Origin of the sequence: Marinobacterium sp. BA1, from assembly GCF_041155135.1 — a bacterium.
GTDB classification, from domain to species: Bacteria; Pseudomonadota; Gammaproteobacteria; order Pseudomonadales; family Balneatricaceae; genus Marinobacterium; species Marinobacterium iners.
Window position 1 is genome coordinate 3,712,135 of the sequence record NZ_BAAFHC010000001.1, and the last position, 16,186, is coordinate 3,728,320.

The 16,186-nt window shown below is 54.8% G+C and carries 16 protein-coding genes; 14 read left to right on the forward strand and 2 right to left on the reverse strand.

What is annotated here, in order from left to right:
* The first annotated feature begins 38 nt into the window (after positions 1 to 38).
* Both ACAM29_RS17875 and ACAM29_RS17880 read left to right on the forward strand, forming a co-directional pair.
* Positions 39 to 734 (forward strand): FlgO family outer membrane protein, encoded by a 696-nt coding sequence (locus tag ACAM29_RS17875; RefSeq protein WP_206836362.1) that lies wholly within the window; start codon positions 39 to 41, stop codon positions 732 to 734.
* A complete protein-coding gene (locus tag ACAM29_RS17880; RefSeq protein ID WP_369625155.1) occupies positions 734 to 1,195 on the forward strand; it encodes an LPP20 family lipoprotein in 462 nt (153 codons plus the stop codon). The genes ACAM29_RS17875 and ACAM29_RS17880 overlap by 1 nt, the downstream gene beginning before the upstream one ends.
* A gap of 11 nt (positions 1,196 to 1,206) precedes the next feature.
* Here ACAM29_RS17880 and ACAM29_RS17885 read toward each other — a convergent pair whose 3' ends face one another.
* Complete coding sequence (locus ACAM29_RS17885) at positions 1,207 to 3,906, reverse strand: [protein-PII] uridylyltransferase (RefSeq protein ID WP_369624948.1); 2,700 nt, start codon at positions 3,904 to 3,906, stop codon at positions 1,207 to 1,209.
* Between the two features lie 24 nt (positions 3,907 to 3,930).
* Positions 3,931 to 4,704: a type I methionyl aminopeptidase gene (gene map / locus ACAM29_RS17890; RefSeq protein ID WP_206836356.1), complete on the reverse strand. Its 774-nt coding sequence runs from the start codon at positions 4,702 to 4,704 to the stop codon at positions 3,931 to 3,933.
* Positions 4,705 to 4,994: 290 nt separating this feature from the next.
* Here map and rpsB point away from each other — a divergent pair, with 290 nt between their 5' ends.
* From rpsB to lpxA, 12 genes are all read left to right on the forward strand, one after another.
* Entirely contained in the window at positions 4,995 to 5,729 is a 735-nt protein-coding gene (gene rpsB / locus ACAM29_RS17895; RefSeq protein WP_091826875.1) for a 30S ribosomal protein S2, read from the forward strand.
* A 105-nt stretch (positions 5,730 to 5,834) separates the two neighbouring features.
* Positions 5,835 to 6,695 carry a translation elongation factor Ts gene (gene tsf, locus ACAM29_RS17900; protein WP_206836354.1) on the forward strand — a complete coding sequence of 287 codons (861 nt, stop codon included), beginning with the start codon at positions 5,835 to 5,837 and terminating at the stop codon, positions 6,693 to 6,695.
* A 96-nt stretch (positions 6,696 to 6,791) separates the two neighbouring features.
* Positions 6,792 to 7,547 carry a UMP kinase gene (pyrH, locus tag ACAM29_RS17905; RefSeq protein ID WP_091826877.1) on the forward strand — a complete coding sequence of 252 codons (756 nt, stop codon included), beginning with the start codon at positions 6,792 to 6,794 and terminating at the stop codon, positions 7,545 to 7,547.
* Entirely contained in the window at positions 7,540 to 8,097 is a 558-nt protein-coding gene (frr, locus tag ACAM29_RS17910; protein ID WP_369624949.1) for a ribosome recycling factor, read from the forward strand. The genes pyrH and frr overlap by 8 nt, the downstream gene beginning before the upstream one ends.
* Before the next feature lie 36 nt (positions 8,098 to 8,133).
* Positions 8,134 to 8,898 (forward strand): polyprenyl diphosphate synthase, encoded by a 765-nt coding sequence (gene uppS / locus ACAM29_RS17915; protein WP_369624950.1) that lies wholly within the window; start codon positions 8,134 to 8,136, stop codon positions 8,896 to 8,898.
* A complete protein-coding gene (locus tag ACAM29_RS17920; RefSeq protein WP_369624951.1) occupies positions 8,892 to 9,695 on the forward strand; it encodes a phosphatidate cytidylyltransferase in 804 nt (267 codons plus the stop codon). Before uppS ends, ACAM29_RS17920 begins: the two co-directional genes overlap by 7 nt.
* A 10-nt stretch (positions 9,696 to 9,705) precedes the next feature.
* On the forward strand, positions 9,706 to 11,064 hold the full coding sequence (gene rseP, locus ACAM29_RS17925) for a sigma E protease regulator RseP (protein ID WP_369624952.1): 1,359 nt from the start codon (positions 9,706 to 9,708) through the stop codon (positions 11,062 to 11,064).
* Between the two features lie 50 nt (positions 11,065 to 11,114).
* Positions 11,115 to 13,403 carry an outer membrane protein assembly factor BamA gene (gene bamA / locus ACAM29_RS17930; RefSeq protein ID WP_369624953.1) on the forward strand — a complete coding sequence of 763 codons (2,289 nt, stop codon included), beginning with the start codon at positions 11,115 to 11,117 and terminating at the stop codon, positions 13,401 to 13,403.
* A gap of 9 nt (positions 13,404 to 13,412) precedes the next feature.
* Positions 13,413 to 13,907 (forward strand): OmpH family outer membrane protein, encoded by a 495-nt coding sequence (locus ACAM29_RS17935; protein WP_091826883.1) that lies wholly within the window; start codon positions 13,413 to 13,415, stop codon positions 13,905 to 13,907.
* Positions 13,908 to 13,916: 9 nt separating this feature from the next.
* Complete coding sequence (lpxD, locus tag ACAM29_RS17940) at positions 13,917 to 14,981, forward strand: UDP-3-O-(3-hydroxymyristoyl)glucosamine N-acyltransferase (RefSeq protein WP_369624954.1); 1,065 nt, start codon at positions 13,917 to 13,919, stop codon at positions 14,979 to 14,981.
* Positions 14,968 to 15,405 (forward strand): 3-hydroxyacyl-ACP dehydratase FabZ, encoded by a 438-nt coding sequence (fabZ, locus tag ACAM29_RS17945; RefSeq protein ID WP_091826885.1) that lies wholly within the window; start codon positions 14,968 to 14,970, stop codon positions 15,403 to 15,405. Before lpxD ends, fabZ begins: the two co-directional genes overlap by 14 nt.
* Positions 15,406 to 15,407: 2 nt before the next feature.
* A complete protein-coding gene (gene lpxA, locus ACAM29_RS17950; RefSeq protein WP_175527647.1) occupies positions 15,408 to 16,178 on the forward strand; it encodes an acyl-ACP--UDP-N-acetylglucosamine O-acyltransferase in 771 nt (256 codons plus the stop codon).
* Positions 16,179 to 16,186 lie beyond the last annotated feature (8 nt).

The following is a 16,186-nucleotide window of genomic DNA, read 5'->3' on the forward strand; positions in this document are numbered from 1 at the left end:
ACATTCAGAAAAATCACACCTGACAGAGAGCAAAACTGATGAGAGTGGCAGTGCTTACAGCCTGCAGTCTGCTGATGCTGTTGGCCGGCTGCGCCCAGCAGGGGCCCGGCCCGGTCCAGGCTCATGTAGTCAGCATGCATCCTCAAGTGCTTGCGCAAATAGAAGATGCCCGGTCAGAGCGGTCGTACGGCAGAACCGAGCTGAAACAGACAGGGGGTGATCGCAATGGACTGGACCCTGTCAGTGAGGCGGTTGTGCAGATGGCACATCAGCTGGAAACAGGCATGGACAAAAGCAATATCAGTCGGCTGCCGCTGGCTGTGCTGGCTTTTCGCAACCTGCTGCAACCGGGCCAGGTGGGCGAACTGGGCGAACGGCTGGGTGACAGTTTTGTGTTTCAGCTGGAGCAGCGGGGTTACAATCTGGTTGATTACCGCGCACAGAGCCTGGTGACCAGTGTAAAGCCGGATATCGAGCCCTATAACATGTCGGCCCTGCGTACCCGTCATCGAATCTACTTTGTGCTTACCGGTACCTATGCGCTGCACCCTGATGGTGTTGTGATTAACGCTCGATTGCTCGATACCACAACACGTCAGGTGCTGGCCTCCGGCCAGAGCCACATTCCTCTGTCCCGCCTGGAGCAACGCTGGCCCGGCTACGATCTGCTGGAAGCGCGAGAGCGTGGCATGATCATCGAAAACCGGCAAGGTCCGGCTGGAGGTTCTCAGTGATGAGATCAGTGGTTCTGATGATGCTGGCGTTGGTACTGACCGGTTGTGAAACTGTGGTGCATTCGGCCAAGACGGTGGCGGAAGCGTTGCCGGACGTGCACGCGAGCCCTCGAATTGAGGCGCCTGTAGAGCCGAACTGGGTCAGTGCGACCGGCTATGCGCCGATTAGTTTGCAGCCGGGGCAGACCGAACAGCAGAGGATGTTGATGGCGATGCGTGCGTCCAAGCTGCGAGCCTATCAGGAGCTGGCCGGTATCATTCATGGGCAGTATCTGTATGGCACTACACGGGTCGAGGACATGGTGGTGCAGAATGATAGCTTCAAAACGGCCGTTGCCGGTATCGTGCGTGGCGCACGGGTGGTCAAAAGCTACCCGGTACAGGACGATACCTATGCAACAGTGCTGGAGGTGGACCTGAATCAGGTTCAGCGCGCCTGGGTGCATGAGGCGGCGCGCTGAGTCGAGATCTGCTACTGTTTCTGCACATGTTCATCCAGCTGCTGGCAGATCGCCTGCTGCAGCTGGTGGCACAGCTCGGGATCACTGATCGGCTGATTGTTGCTGTCGGTGATGAAGAAAAAGTCCTCAACCCGCTCGCCAATGCTTGAAATCTTTGCCTTGCGCACTGAAATGCCGAACTCCACAAAAATGCGGCCGATGCGTGCCAACAGGCCGGGGCGATCCGGAGTGATCACCTCCAGAATGGTTTGCTGAGATGAGGGGTCGTTGCTCAGAGTCAGGCGCGTGGGTGTGGCAAACAGCTTGAGCTGGCGCGGCACCCGGCGCTGAATGATCTCGGGGTAGTCTTCCGGGTCGTCCAGCTCTTCGGTCAGGTGGCGCTGGATGTTGGCCAGATATTCAGGGTTTTCCGACAGTGGCTGGTTGTCATCCGTCAGTACCGTGTAGGTGTTGAGAGTGCGGCCATGGTCGGTGAGGATGATACGGGCATCCTGAATGTTAAGGTGCAACTGGTCCATGGCGGCAACCGTCGCCGGGAACAGGGTAGGCAGATCTTCACTGTAGATGAAGATCTCGGTAGCACCTTCAAAGACGCGGTAAGAAGTCTTGCGAATCAGGACCAGCGGTAGCGGGCTGTCACCGTGTTCCAGAATCGCCTGTGTATGCCAGGCGATGTTGTGCGCATCTTCTCGCAGGAAGTAGTCATCCCCCAGCAATGCCCAGTGGTCGAATATGTCCTGCTCTCGAATACCCTGGCGGGCCAGCAGCAGCATCGCTTCATGCTGTACCTGCTCGATACGGTCTTCCTTGTTGATGGGGTTTTCCAGTCCGCGGCGCAGTGAGCGTTTGGTATCCATATAGAGCTGGCGCAGCAAAGTGGCGCGCCAGCTGTTCCACAGGGTGTGATTGGTGGCATTGATATCCGCGACGGTCAGGACGTAAAGGTAGTCCAGATGTACCAAATCGCGCACCTCCATGGCGAAAGCGTGAATCACCTCCGGGTCTGAAATGTCGCGTCGCTGCGCCGTCATGGACATCTTCAGGTGGTTGCGTACCAGCCAGGCCACCAGGTGGGTGTCCCATTTGCCAAGATGATGGCGTCGACAGAAGGCTATTACATCGTCAGAACCCAGCTCCGAGTGGTCACCGCCACGGCCCTTGGCAATGTCGTGATAAAGGCCCGCAATGTACAGCAGCTCAATTTTGGGCAGCTGGTTGACGATACGGTGGGCAATGGAAAACTGTTCGCGGTATTCGCGATGACGGAACTGACGCATCTTCTGAATCACTTTCAGGGTATGCGCATCCACGGTGTAGATATGGAACAGGTCATGCTGCATCTGGCCCACGATTTTGCCGAACTCGGGAAGGTAAAGCCCCAGAATGCCGTAGCGGTTCATGCGCTTAAGTTCAGTCGACACGCGTTCCGGTGAGCGCAGCAGCTCCATAAACAGGGAGGTGTTGCGAATATCCTTGCGAAAGTCGTTGTCGATCAGATGGCGATGGTTGCGCACCAGTCGAATGGTTGAGGCGCGAACCCCCTGAATGTCAGGGTGCTGGGCCATCAGTACGAACAGCTCCATGATGGCAAAGGGGTGATGCTCGAATACCTTGTCATAGACTGCTTCCAGGTAGTTGTTGCGAATCTGAAAGCGATTGTTCAGTGGCTGGATGCTCTGCTCGTCGTCAATGCGCAGGATCGCCTCGTCGAAGTGTTGCAGCAGCATGTCGTTGAATTCCGACATGGCCATGGCGACGCGGTAATACTTGCTCATGAACTGCTCAACCGCCAGAGCGCCTTCCTGGTCTTCGTAGCCGAAGTATGTGGCGAGTGCACGCTGATGATCGAACAGCAGTCGATCCTCGCGGCGCTTGCATAGCATATGCAGGGCGTAGCGGACGGTCCAAAGATAGAGTTCGCCCTTGTTCAGGGTGTCCAGCTCGGGTTCGGTCAGGAAGCCGTGGTCCACCAGATCGCGGATGTAGGTGGCGCCAAAGTGGCGCTTGGCTACCCAGCCTACGGTCTGAAGGTCTCGCAGGCCTCCGGGCGAGTTTTTCAGGTTGGGCTCAAGATTGTATTCGGTGTTGTTAGTTTTTTCGTGGCGCTCTTTCTGTTCGGCCAGCTTGGCCTTGAAAAACTCCTTGTCGGTCCAGGCGCCCTCAGAGGTCACTCGATCATACATCTCGTTCTGCAGGGCAGGATCGCCGCAGAGCGTGCGCGACTCGATCAGGTTGGTGGCGATGGTGATGTCGTTGCGCGCTTCGTCATAACACTGGTCAATGGTGCGCACACTGGACCCCAGGTCCAGGCCTATATCCCACAGTAGAGTCAGGAAGCCACTGATGCTGTCCTGGCATTCGTTGGGATCGATCTGGTCGAACAGCAGCAGGATGTCGATATCAGAGAAGGGGTGTAGTTCTCCGCGGCCATAACCGCCCACGGCTATGAGGGCGGCCTGATGTGCCGGTGGCCAGGCAAACTGGGACCAGGCAGCATCAAGGATCTGGTCCAGTACCCAGGCGCGGCCATAGATCAGGCGGCGAATGTCTTCACCCTGCCGGAACGCATCATCCATGCGTTGTTGTGCTTCACGCAACGATTCCTTGAGCACTTTCATGACCGGTCTGTCACGATTGGACAGGCTGGTGTGGAGCTGGCTGGGGTCCAGCAGCTCCGGTGCGGCTTCTAGTGGCTGAGCGGTACGGGTCATGGAAAGGGCTCGTTCAGAGTGAAATCAGGCGACCATCTCTTCCTTGCGCAGGGTCAGAATCTCGTAACCGTCAGCGGTTACCAGAACTGTATGTTCCCATTGTGCGGACAGGCGTCGGTCAGTGGTTTCAACGGTCCAGCCGTCGCGCTTGTTAAGTTTTACGTGGCGCTTGCCGGCGTTGATCATTGGTTCGATGGTGAAAATCATGCCTTCCTTGAGTTCGTCGCCGGTGCCCGCTTTGCCGTAGTGAAGTACCTGTGGGTCTTCATGGAACTCAGCGCCGATGCCGTGGCCGCAGTACTCACGGACCACTGAGTAATGATTGCTCTCGGCGTGCTTCTGGATCACTTCGCCAATATCACCCAGGTGTGCGCCAGGACGAACCAGTTCGATGCCTTTCTGCATGCATTCGCGCGTGATTTCACAGAGACGTTGGGCATGTGGGGCAACATCGCCCACGTAGAACATCTTGCTGGTGTCGCCATGGTATCCATCCTTGATCACGGTGATATCAATATTGATGATGTCGCCATTCTTGAGTTTTTTATCATTGGGGATGCCGTGACAAACCACCTGATTTACAGAGGTGCAGATCGACTTGGGGAAGCCGTGGTAGTTGAGCGGGGCAGGAATGGCCTGCTGCTTGTTAACGATGTGTTCGTGGCAGATTTGGTTCAGTTCATCGGTTGTCACGCCCGGCTTGACATATGGCTCAATCATTTCGAGAACTTCCGCTGCCAGTCGGCAGGCGGTACGCATCTTTTCAATCTCTTCCGGGGTCTTGATTTTGATAGTCATAAATACTCGGTCTTGGCGCTTGAAGGGATGCCCGTGGCTGTAGGGCGAGAAGCCGGGCGTGAACTGGCGTCTATTGTAGCGAACAAGACGCGTTCAGCCAAAGGGCGCTTCAAAAAGTGTATCGGCTATGGTATAAATCGCGCTCCCGAAAGGGATGCTCAGGCATCGATCGGGGCTTTTAAATACATCAACTGAAAACACACACATATCGTCACATGCGTTCAGGGTGCCGCCAAGCGGTTGGGCGATGGGATATGTGGAGGTTATAACCCGTTAGAGGAAATACCACAATGGCTAAAGTTTCAATGCGCGATCTGCTGAAGGCAGGTGTTCACTTCGGTCACCAGACCCGTTACTGGAATCCGAAGATGTCCAAGTTCATCTTTGGTGCGCGTAACAAGATCCATATCATTAACCTGGAGCACACCCTGCCGGCGCTGAACAACGCCCTGGATGTGGTTCAGAATATGGCCAGCAACAAGAACAAGATCATGTTTGTCGGCACCAAGCGTGCAGCGGCTAAGGTGATCAAAGAGGAAGCCGCGCGTGCCGGTATGCCTTACGTTAACCACCGCTGGCTCGGTGGCATGCTGACCAACTACAAGACCATCCGTCAGTCAATCCGTCGCCTGCGTGAGCTGGAAGCCCAGTCTCAGGACGGTACCTTTGACAAGCTGACCAAGAAAGAAGCGCTGATGCGTAGCCGTGAAATGGATAAGCTTGAGCTTTCCATCGGTGGTATCAAGGAAATGGGCGGTCTGCCTGACGCGCTGTTCGTGATCGACGTTGACCACGAGCGTATTGCCATCAACGAAGCTAACAAGCTGGGTATCCCGGTTATTGGCGTGGTTGATACCAACAGCAACCCGGATGGCATCGATCATGTTATCCCGGGTAACGACGATGCTCTGCGTGCCATCCAGATTTACGTCAAGTCAGTTGCCGATGCCTGCATCGAAGGCGCTGCTGCCAATGCCGGCAAAGGCGAGTTCGTTGAAGTCGACGCTGAAGAAGCTGCTCAGTAATAGAGTTGACAACTGACGCGTGTAAACGTGTCTGGATGTGCAAAGGGGGGCCTGGCTCCCCTTTTTTGAATTTGAATTGAAGCGATTAATAAAGAGGAACGCGACATGGCGAATATCTCTGCAGCGATGGTCAAGGAACTGCGCGAACGTACCGGCCTGGGCATGATGGAATGCAAAAAGGCACTGGTTGAATCGGAAGGCGACATCGAAAAGGCGATCGACGATCTGCGCAAGTCCTCCGGTATGAAAGCGGCTAAAAAGGCGGGTCGTACTGCAGCTGATGGTGTGGTAGCGGTCAAGGTTGCTGATGACAACAGCTATGCGATTGCGGTTGAAGTCAACTCTGAAACCGACTTTGTTGCGCGTGACGACAATTTCCTGGGCTTTGTTAACACCGTGCTGGAAAAGGCCTTTACTGCCAAGGAAACAGACGTGGCTGCGCTGATGTCAGGTGAGCTGGAGTCTGCACGTGAAGCGCTGGTACAGAAAATCGGTGAAAACATCAGCGTGCGCCGTCTGATGCTGGTTGAAGGCGACAAGGTTGATGCCTACGTGCACAGCACTAACCGTCTGGCTGCCATCGTGGCACTGAATGGCGGTAACGCTGATGTGGCACGCGATATTGCGATGCACGTAACCGCAGTCAACCCGCGTGTTGCACGTCCGGAAGATATGCCGGAAGAAGAGCTGGTTCGTGAGAAAGAGATCATCATGGCACAGCCGGATATGGAAGGTAAGCCGCAGGAAATCAAGGAAAAGATGGCTGGTGGTCGTATCAAGAAATTCCTGGCTGAAAACAGCTTGGTTGAGCAGCCGTTCGTCAAGAATCCTGAGCAGACCGTAGGTCAGGTAGCCAAGGCTGCCGGTGCTGAAGTTGTATCCTTCGTTCGCGTTGCCGTTGGCGAAGGTATCGAGGTCGAGCACAAGGACTTCGCTGCTGAGGTTGCAGAACAGCTGAAAAAGTAAACAGCTGCTGCGCTTTCCGGCTGGGTGTAGCTCTTATGCCCAGCCGCATGCTTTCCTGCTACACTTTACGCCATTTCGTCCGCGCGGAGACAGATCATGCCTGCCAAAGATAAACAATCCAGATACAAACGATTGCTGCTGAAGCTCAGCGGCGAAGCGCTGATGGGAGAGGAGAACTTCGGGATCGATCCCAAGGTGCTCAACCGCATGGCGCTGGAAATCGGTCAGCTGGTAGGTATAGGTGTTCAGGTTGGAATGGTAATTGGTGGTGGCAACCTGTTCCGTGGCGCTGCGCTGAGTGCGGCAGGCCTGGATCGGGTTACCGGTGATCACATGGGTATGTTGGCAACAGTGATGAATGCGCTGGCCATGCGTGATGCGCTTGAGCGCTGCAATATTGCGACCCGTGTTATGTCCGCCATTCCAATGAGCGGTGTGGTTGATCAGTATGATCGCCGTAACGCAATGCGCTACCTGAATCAGGGCGATGTGGTAATCTTTGCAGCCGGTACCGGCAATCCCTTCTTTACAACCGATTCTGCTGCCTGCCTGCGCGGCATCGAAATTGAAGCGGACGTGGTCCTGAAAGCGACCAAGGTTGATGGTGTATACACGGCAGATCCGATGAAAGATCCGGATGCGCGCAGGTACACCCGTTTGAGTTTCGATGAAGTGTTGGAAAAACAGCTTGGGGTGATGGATATGACCGCCATCTGCCTGACGCGGGACCATGATATGCCGGTGCGGGTGTTTAATATGAACAAGCCCGGTGCGCTGGTGAATCTGGTGTTCGGTGGCGATGAAGGTACCCTGATTGATAGCGGCTCTGTTGCTGGAGAAAACGATGATTAATGAAATTGTTCAAGATGCTGAAGCGCGCATGAAAAAAAGCGTTGAGGCGCTGGTTGAAAACTTCAAGAAAATCCGTACCGGGCGTGCCCATCCGAGCATTCTCGACAGCATTACGGTGTCCTACTACGGCTCGGATGTACCGATTCAGCAGGTTGCCAACGTTTCGGTAGAAGATGCCCGTACCCTGACCATTATTCCCTGGGAAAAAAAGGTCGTCAGCGATATCGAAAGAGCGATTCACAAGTCTGATCTGGGCTTGAATCCGAGCACCAACGGAGATGTGATTCGCGTGCCCATGCCCGCACTGACCGAAGAGACCCGTAAGGGCTATATTCGCCAGGCACGCACCGAAGCGGAAAATGCCCGCGTTGCCATCCGTAATATCCGTCGCGATGCCAACGGTGATCTGAAAGATCTGCTGAAAGAAAAAGAGATCACTGAAGATGACAGCCGTCGTGGCGAAGATCAGGTGCAGAAGCTGACCGACAAGTATGTGGCCGAGGTGGATAGCCTGCTGGCACAAAAAGAATCGGACCTGATGGAAATCTGAACCAACGGAGCGGGGTACGCCCCGCCGCGGATCTGCATGGCTGTTGAGCACCAATTGACGATACCTCCGGGGCGCTCACTGCCCCGTCACATCGCCATCATTATGGATGGCAATAACCGTTGGGCCAAAGAGCGGCGACTGCCGGGGTTGGCAGGGCACAAGGCTGGTGTGGACAGTGTGCGTGCTGTCATTGAATGCTGTGCCGAACAGAGTGTGGAAGCGCTGACGCTGTTTGCGTTCAGTAGCGAGAACTGGAAGCGGCCTGCCGTTGAGGTCAGTGGGTTGATGCAGCTCTTCATGCTTGCGCTCAAGAATGAGGTGCGCAAGCTGGCCCGTCACAATATCCGACTGCGGGTTATCGGTGATCTTTCGCGCTTCAGTCCGGAACTGCAGGCCCTGATTCGCAAGGCTGAAGCCGAAACCGCTTCCAATACTGGGCTTGCGCTCAATATTGCCGCCAATTACGGTGGTCGTTGGGATATTGTATCGGCCGCCCGTTCTCTGGCACAGCGCTGTCTTGAGGGGGCGTTGTCACCTGAGCAGATCGATGAGGAATTGTTTACTCGTCAGCTTTCATTGGCAGAGTTGCCGCCGCCGGACCTGTGCATACGCACCGGTGGAGAGCAGCGCATCAGTAATTTCCTGATCTGGCAGCTGGCCTACACTGAACTCTATTTTACCGACTGCTTCTGGCCTGACTTTGATAAGCGGGAGATGCTGGCGGCGCTGCAGTCCTATCTCACTCGTGAGCGTCGTTTTGGTCGAACCAGTGAGCAGGTGGGGGCTGATAATCAGTGTTGAAACAGCGTGTTTTGACGGCGCTTGTGCTGGCTCCTCTGGCATTGGCGGCTGTTTTTCTGTTACCGCAGGCGGCCTTTGAAATCGTGCTGGCTGTGGTTTTCCTGTATGGCAGCTGGGAATGGGGCAACCTGTGTCGGCTGTCTCTGTTTTCTCGGATTGTTTATCTTGCCTTGCATGCCGTGGTACTGACTGTTGTGGCATTCGTTCCGGGCAGTCAGTCGGTGGCTATCGTGCTTGCCCTGCTGTTTTGGTCGGTAGCGCTGCTGTTGGTGAAAGGATATCCGGCAACGGCAGGCTACAGCCGAGTACCGCTCAGGTTGATGATGGGATTGCTGGTGCTGGTGCCGGCCTGGTACGCCGTTTCTGCTCTGCGTGCGGGTGAAAACGGCCTGACGCTGCTGCTGATGCTTCTTGTTCTGGTGTGGGGGGCTGATATTGGAGCCTACGTGTCTGGCAAGACCTGGGGGCGTCGCAAATTGCTGCCCGCAGTCAGTCCAGGCAAAACCCTTGAGGGAGCTGCTGGAGGTCTTGTGGCTTGTGTCCTGGCGGGTTTTGGCTTTGCCGTTTGGCTGGAACTAAGCCTGATTGCATCGGTCACTCTGATGTTGCTGTCATTGTTGACGGGTATGGTGTCAGTGCTGGGTGATCTACTGGAAAGCATGCTCAAGCGTGAGCGCGGCATCAAGGACAGCGGTCAGCTTCTGCCGGGGCATGGCGGTGTGCTTGATCGTATCGACAGCCTGACGGCCGCGGCACCCGTATTTTTTGCGGGTCTTTATTTTGTGACAGGGGTCTGAAAACGACATCATGAGCTTGCTGCAGACGATTCTGGCTACTCTTGTGACACTTGGGTTGTTGGTCACCATACATGAATGGGGGCATTTTTGGGTGGCGCGTCGCTGTGGTGTCAAGGTGCTGAGATTCTCGGTCGGCTTCGGCAAGCCCCTCTGGATGCGTGTGGGGCGTGACGGCACTGAGTACACCATTGCAGCCATTCCTCTTGGCGGATATGTCCGCATGCTGGATGAGCGCGAAGGGGATGTGCCAGAGTCATTGCGTGCTCAGGCCTTCAATAACAAGCCAGTACTGCAGCGCATCGCCATTGTTGCAGCTGGGCCGCTGGTTAACTTGTTGTTTGCGGTCCTTGCCTACTGGTTTTTGTTTATTTACGGGGTTTCATCGGTCGTACCGGTGGTAGGTGATGTGCGTCCAGACTCACCAGCTGCTTCCGCAAATGTGGAGTCCGGTTATGAGGTACTGGAGGTTGATGGCAATAGCGTTCGCTCATGGAGTGAGGTGAACCTCAGGCTGGCGGCGCGGGTGGGTGAAACCGGTCGTGTTGAGTTGATGTTGGGCGAGCCTGCACGTGGCTATGCTCGAAGCTATTCGGTGCCAATAGAGCGCTGGGATGTTGATCTTGAGCGCGAGTCACCGGTCACCGCTCTTGGGCTTATGCCGTGGCAACCGGAAATACCGGCCGTGATCGGCTTGCTGACTGAAGACGGTCGTGCCGGGGCTGCCGGCATTCAGGTCGGGGACCGTGTGCTGAAAGTTGACGGTGAGCCGGTGGCGGACTGGATCGAGCTTGTGCACAAGGTTCAGGCAGCGCCTGAGCAGCCGCTTGAACTCATGCTTGAGCGCGAAGGGCGTATCGTCACGTTGACTGTGGTACCCGCCACCCGAGCACTGCCTGATGGACGACCGCAAGGCTATATCGGTGCTGGCGTGTCTCCTGTTGAATATCCCGAGTCAATGCAGCGCACCCTGAGTTATGGTCCAATTGAGGCACTTGTGGCGGGTGTCGAAAAAACGGGCCAAATGATCGGTCTGACTCTGGATGCCATCGGCAAGATGATTGCTGGGGTGATCTCGGTAAAAAACTTGAGTGGTCCGATAACCATTGCTAAAGTGGCGGGGACTTCGGCTGCGTCAGGTCTGGAGTCGTTTGTCAGTTTTCTGGCCTATCTGAGTATCAGTCTCGGCGTGCTCAATTTGTTGCCGATACCTATGCTTGATGGTGGACACCTGCTCTATTACGCGGTCGAGCTGATTCGAGGGCGACCAGTCAGTGAGCGGGTTCAGATGCTGGGTCTGAGAATCGGCATGGTGTTGCTGTTCAGCTTGATGGCACTGGCGATACTCAATGATCTGGCACGGCTGTTCTGATCTGCGCCAGTTTTTCCTATCAGTCGATAACCTAACGTAAGAAGTAGTGCATGAAACGCAAACTGGGTCTGTTTTTCGTATCGATGCTATGGATGGTGCAGGCGCAGGCGGCTGCATTCCCCTTCGAAGTGAACGATATTCGTCTGGAAGGGTTGCAAAGGGTTGAGCCCGGCATCGTATTCCGTAATTTTCCTGTTACAGCCGGTGATGAGCTGACACGCTCCCAGTTGTCGGATGCGGTCAAGGCATTGTTTCGGTCGGGCTATTTTGCAGATGTGCAGGTCGAGCGTGATGGTGGTGTGCTGGTTGTACGCCTGCAGGAGCGGCCATCTGTTGCGTTGATTAACATTGATGGCAATAAGGTCATTAAAAAAGAGGATCTCCTGAACGGCCTTAAGCAATCAGGGCTGCAGGAGGGCGACGTGTTCCGTCGCGCTGCGCTGGATCAGATCAGCCAGGATCTGTTGCGTGTATATACTTCTCAGGGGCGCTACGGTGCCGATATTCAAACCGAGGTTGAGCCTCTTTCAGGCAACCGGGTACAGTTGAATATCAATATTCGCGAAGGCCAGGTTGCCTCGATTCAGCATATCAACATAGTGGGTAATACAGTTTTCAGTGATGAAGAACTGACTGACCTGTTCTCATTAAAGTTGCCCAACTTCTGGTCCTTCTACAAAAAAGATGATCGCTATGCCCGGGAAAAACTGACCGGCGACCTTGAGCGTTTGCGTTCCTGGTATCTGGATCGCGGCTATATCAACTTTGAGATCGATTCGGCACAGGTTTCCATTACACCGGACAAGAAGCACGTCTATATCAGTGTTGCCATCACCGAAGGTGAGCAGTACTCAGTGCGTGATGTGAGTGTGGCCGGCGAAATGGTGGTACCTCAGGATGTGATGCTGGGTGAGCTGAGTGTTAAGTCGGGAGAGGTTTTTTCTCGCAAGGATATGACTCAAAGCCAGGAGCGTCTGGTTCGCCTGCTTGGTGATGAGGGCTACATGTTTGCCAATGTAAGCCCTGTGCCGGAGCTGCATGAAGACAACACCGTATCCATTCGTTACTTTATTGAGCCCGGCAAGCGTACTTATGTTCGTCGTATCGCGATCAAGGGCAATACCCGCACGGCGGATGAGGTTATCCGGCGGGAGCTGGAGCAGATGGAAGCCGGTATCGCCTCAACTCGGGATATTGAGCGCTCTCGTACCCGTTTGGACAAGACCGGTTACTTCAAGACCGTCAATGTTGAAACGCGTCCGGTGCCTGGTACGGATGACCAGGTTGATATTGAGTACAGTGTCGAAGAACAGCAGTCGGGCCAGTTCTCGGCCAGTATTGGCTTCTCTCAGAACGACGGCATCATTATTGATCTCGGCGTGCAGCAGGATAACTTTCTGGGTGGTGGCAAGAAAATCGGCTTCAATATTTCCAACAGCTCAACTCGTACCGAGTACAGCTTCAACTATCTGGATCCCTATTATACGTTGGATGGGGTGAGCCGTGGCTTTAACGTTTATTACCGTGAACGCGATTACGAAGAAGACGATATCAGCTCCTATACGGCGGATGAAGCGGGAGGTGGTATCACCTTTGGCTATCCGATCGATGATTTTCAGCGTTTGAGCTTCAGTGGTGATCTCGAATTTATCCAGCTCAATACTTACCCTCAGACCGCATCTGAGGTTAAGGACTTCATTGATGATGAGGGTGACTCCTTCTTTAACTGGAAGCTGACCGCCGGCTGGAGTGATAACCGTCTTAACCGTGGCTTTTTCCCAAGCCGTGGCTATGCCCAGGGTGCCAGTTTCGAGGTGGCCGTGCCGGGCAGTGACCTGACCTATTTTCGTGCCAACTACAACAACCGTTTTTACAAACCGCTGGATGAAGATGAAACCTGGATCTTCGCTCTGCGCGGGCGTGCTGGCTATGGCGACAGTTGGGGAGATAATCAGTATCCGTTCTTCAAAAATTTCTATGCCGGCGGTCTTAAAAGCGTGCGGGGCTATTCCAACAACTCGCTGGGTCCACAGGATTCCAATGAAGATCCCTTTGGCGGCAACCTGATGCTCGCCGGCAGCGCCGAGTTTATTTTCCCGATGCCATTCCTGGACGATAAGAGTGCCTGGCGCAGTCTGGTATTCATGGATGCCGGTAACGTCTACTCTACCGGCAGTGGTGCGGATGTGGACTTGGGTGACCTGCGTTATTCTGTCGGTGTGGGCGTCAGCTGGCTGACGCCTATTGGTCCTCTGTCCGTGTCACTGGGCATGCCGCTGAATGACAAGGAAAATGACGATACCGAAGTGTTCCAGTTTGCACTCGGTCAGACTTTCTAAGGAGATATCATGAAGTTTGCTGCACAACTGTTTACTGCTGTCTTATTGGCGTTCAGTAGCCATGCCATGGCCGAGAAAGTGGCTGTACTGGGTGTGGAAGAAGCCTTGCTTAACTCCAATGCCGCAAAAAACTTCCGCGAAGAGCTGAAAAAGGAATTCGCGGATGACGAAAAGCAGCTTGTCGCACTCGAGAAACAGGCCCGCGAACTAAGAGAAAAACTGCAGAAAAACGCAGGTCTTGCCTCTGAAGACGATATCAAACAGATGCGGATGCAGTTCCAAAAGGCATTTGCCGAGTACCAGCGTCGTGGCCAGGAATTGCAGCAGAAGCGTGGAGAGCGTGAGCAGGCATTTATTGCCGAGATGCGCCCGCGCCTGGATAAAGCGATTCGAGAACTGATAGAAGGCGAGAATTTTGAAGTGGTGATCTCCAAGCAGGCGACTGTTTACAGTGCCAATAGTGTAGATCTCACGCCAAGAGTTATCGAATTGCTGAACAAGTAATACGCACCTATGGTATCGACTGCCCGCTATACTCTGGGAGATCTTGCGCAGCGATTGGGCGCAACGCTGCAGGGTGGGGACCCCAAAGCGGGCATTGTGACTCTGGCAACCCTGAATTCGGCTGGCCCAGGTGAGCTGTCGTTCTTTGCCAATCCCCGCTACCTTAGGCAATTACAGCACACTTCCGCCGAGGCTGTGCTGGTGCGGTCCGAGCAGGTCGGCCACTGCCCGGTAGCCGCGCTGATCGTTGATGATCCCTATTTTACCTTTGCCAAGGCCAGTCAGTTGTTTGACTGGCGCTCTCCAGTATCCCCGGGTGTTGACAGTACTGCCGTTATTGCCGACTCGGCCCGACTGGCTTCCGGTGTGGAAATTGGTCCCTACGTGGTGATTGGCGAGAATGTGGAGATTGCATCCGGCGTCAGTGTGGGTGCCGGTACAGTGATCGGACGCGACTGTCAGATTGGTACGGGTTGTCGGCTTGAGGCGCATGTCACGCTTTATCCCAACGTGACCCTGGGTGAGCAGGTTCTGATTCACAGTGGAGCCGTTCTGGGCAGTGATGGTTTCGGTTTTGCGCGCAATCAGCAGGGCTGGGAGAAAATTTGCCAGCTTGGCGGAGTGGTGATTGGTGACAGGGTCGAAATCGGTGCAGGTGTCACGATTGATCGTGGTGCGTTGGATGACACTCGGATCGAAGCGGGTGTGAAGCTCGATAATCAGATCCAGATAGCCCACAACGTGATTGTTGGTCGGGACAGCGCCATTGCAGGCTGTACCGCCGTAGCCGGAAGCACTAAAATTGGCGAGCGCTGTACCATCGCCGGAATGACCGGTATCACCGGTCATCTTGAAATTGCTGATGACACCCATGTGACTGCCATGTCACTGGTCAGCAAGTCCATTACCCGGCCGGGGGCCTACTCCTCTGGTACAGGGCTTGAACCGCATCAGCAATGGAAGCGCAATGTGTTCCGTTTCCGTCAGCTGGATGATCTGGCACGACGTGTGCGCAGAATCGAACAGGCTGTCGAACAAATTTCTACTGAAGGTCAAAATAATGATGGACGTTAAAGAGATCCGGAAATACCTGCCCCACCGTTACCCCTTTCTGCTGGTGGACCGGGTCTTGGCTCTTGAGCCAGGTGAGTCAATCACCGCTATCAAGAATGTAACAGTAAACGAGCCCTTCTTTAACGGCCACTTTCCCGATCATCCGGTGATGCCGGGTGTACTGATTGTGGAAGCCATGGCTCAGGCCGCCGGTATTCTGGGTTTCAAGACCATGAACAAGGGGCCGGAAGACGGGTCGATCTATTACTTCGTCGGTGCCGATAATCTGCGCTTCAAGCGCCCGGTGGTGCCAGGGGACCAGCTGCAGCTGGAAGCGAAGGTGGTTTCCGAGCGTCGCGGTATCTGGAAGTTCGATGTACGCGCCAGCGTCGATGGCGAAACCGTCAGCAGTGCCACCATTCTTTGTGCAGACAGAAAGGTGTGACATTGATTCACCCGCAAGCCATTGTCGACCCATCAGCCCGTCTGGCCAGTGATGTTGAAGTCGGCCCCTGGACATTGATTGGTCCGGATGTGGAGATTGGTGCCGGCACGCGCATCGCTTCACATGTGGTGATCAAGGGGCCAACCCGTATTGGTGAAGGCAACCGGATTTTCCAGTTCTCGACTGTGGGTGAGGACTGCCAGGACAAAAAATACCGGGGTGAGCCAACTCGGCTGGAGATTGGTGATCACAACGTGATACGTGAAGGTGTCACGATCCACCGAGGTACAATTCAAGATGCGGGTATTACCCGCATCGGCAGCCACAACCTGTTGATGGCCTATGCCCATGTAGCCCATGACTGCATCGTGGGTGATCACGTGATTCTGGCCAATAACGCGGCATTGGCCGGGCATGTGCACGTGGGTGACCATGCCATTTTGGGCGGCTTCACGGCTGTGCATCAGTTTTGTCATATAGGTCCGCATGTAATGTGCGGTGCCGGGACGGTAGTGCTTAAGGATATACCGGCCTATGTAATGGCCAGTGGCAACAGTGCGCGTCCCCACGGAATCAACCTTGAAGGACTGCGCAGGCGTGGTTTCTCAACCGAGGCGCTGGCCATTTTGCGGCGCGCCTACAAGGCAATCTATCGTCAGGGGCTGACTGTTGATCAGGCGCTTGAGACGCTTGAAGCCATGGCATCTGAAGAACCTTCAGTACGTGCTCTGATCGATTCGCTGCAGACGTCCAGTCGCGGCATTATCCGCTGAGGTTATCG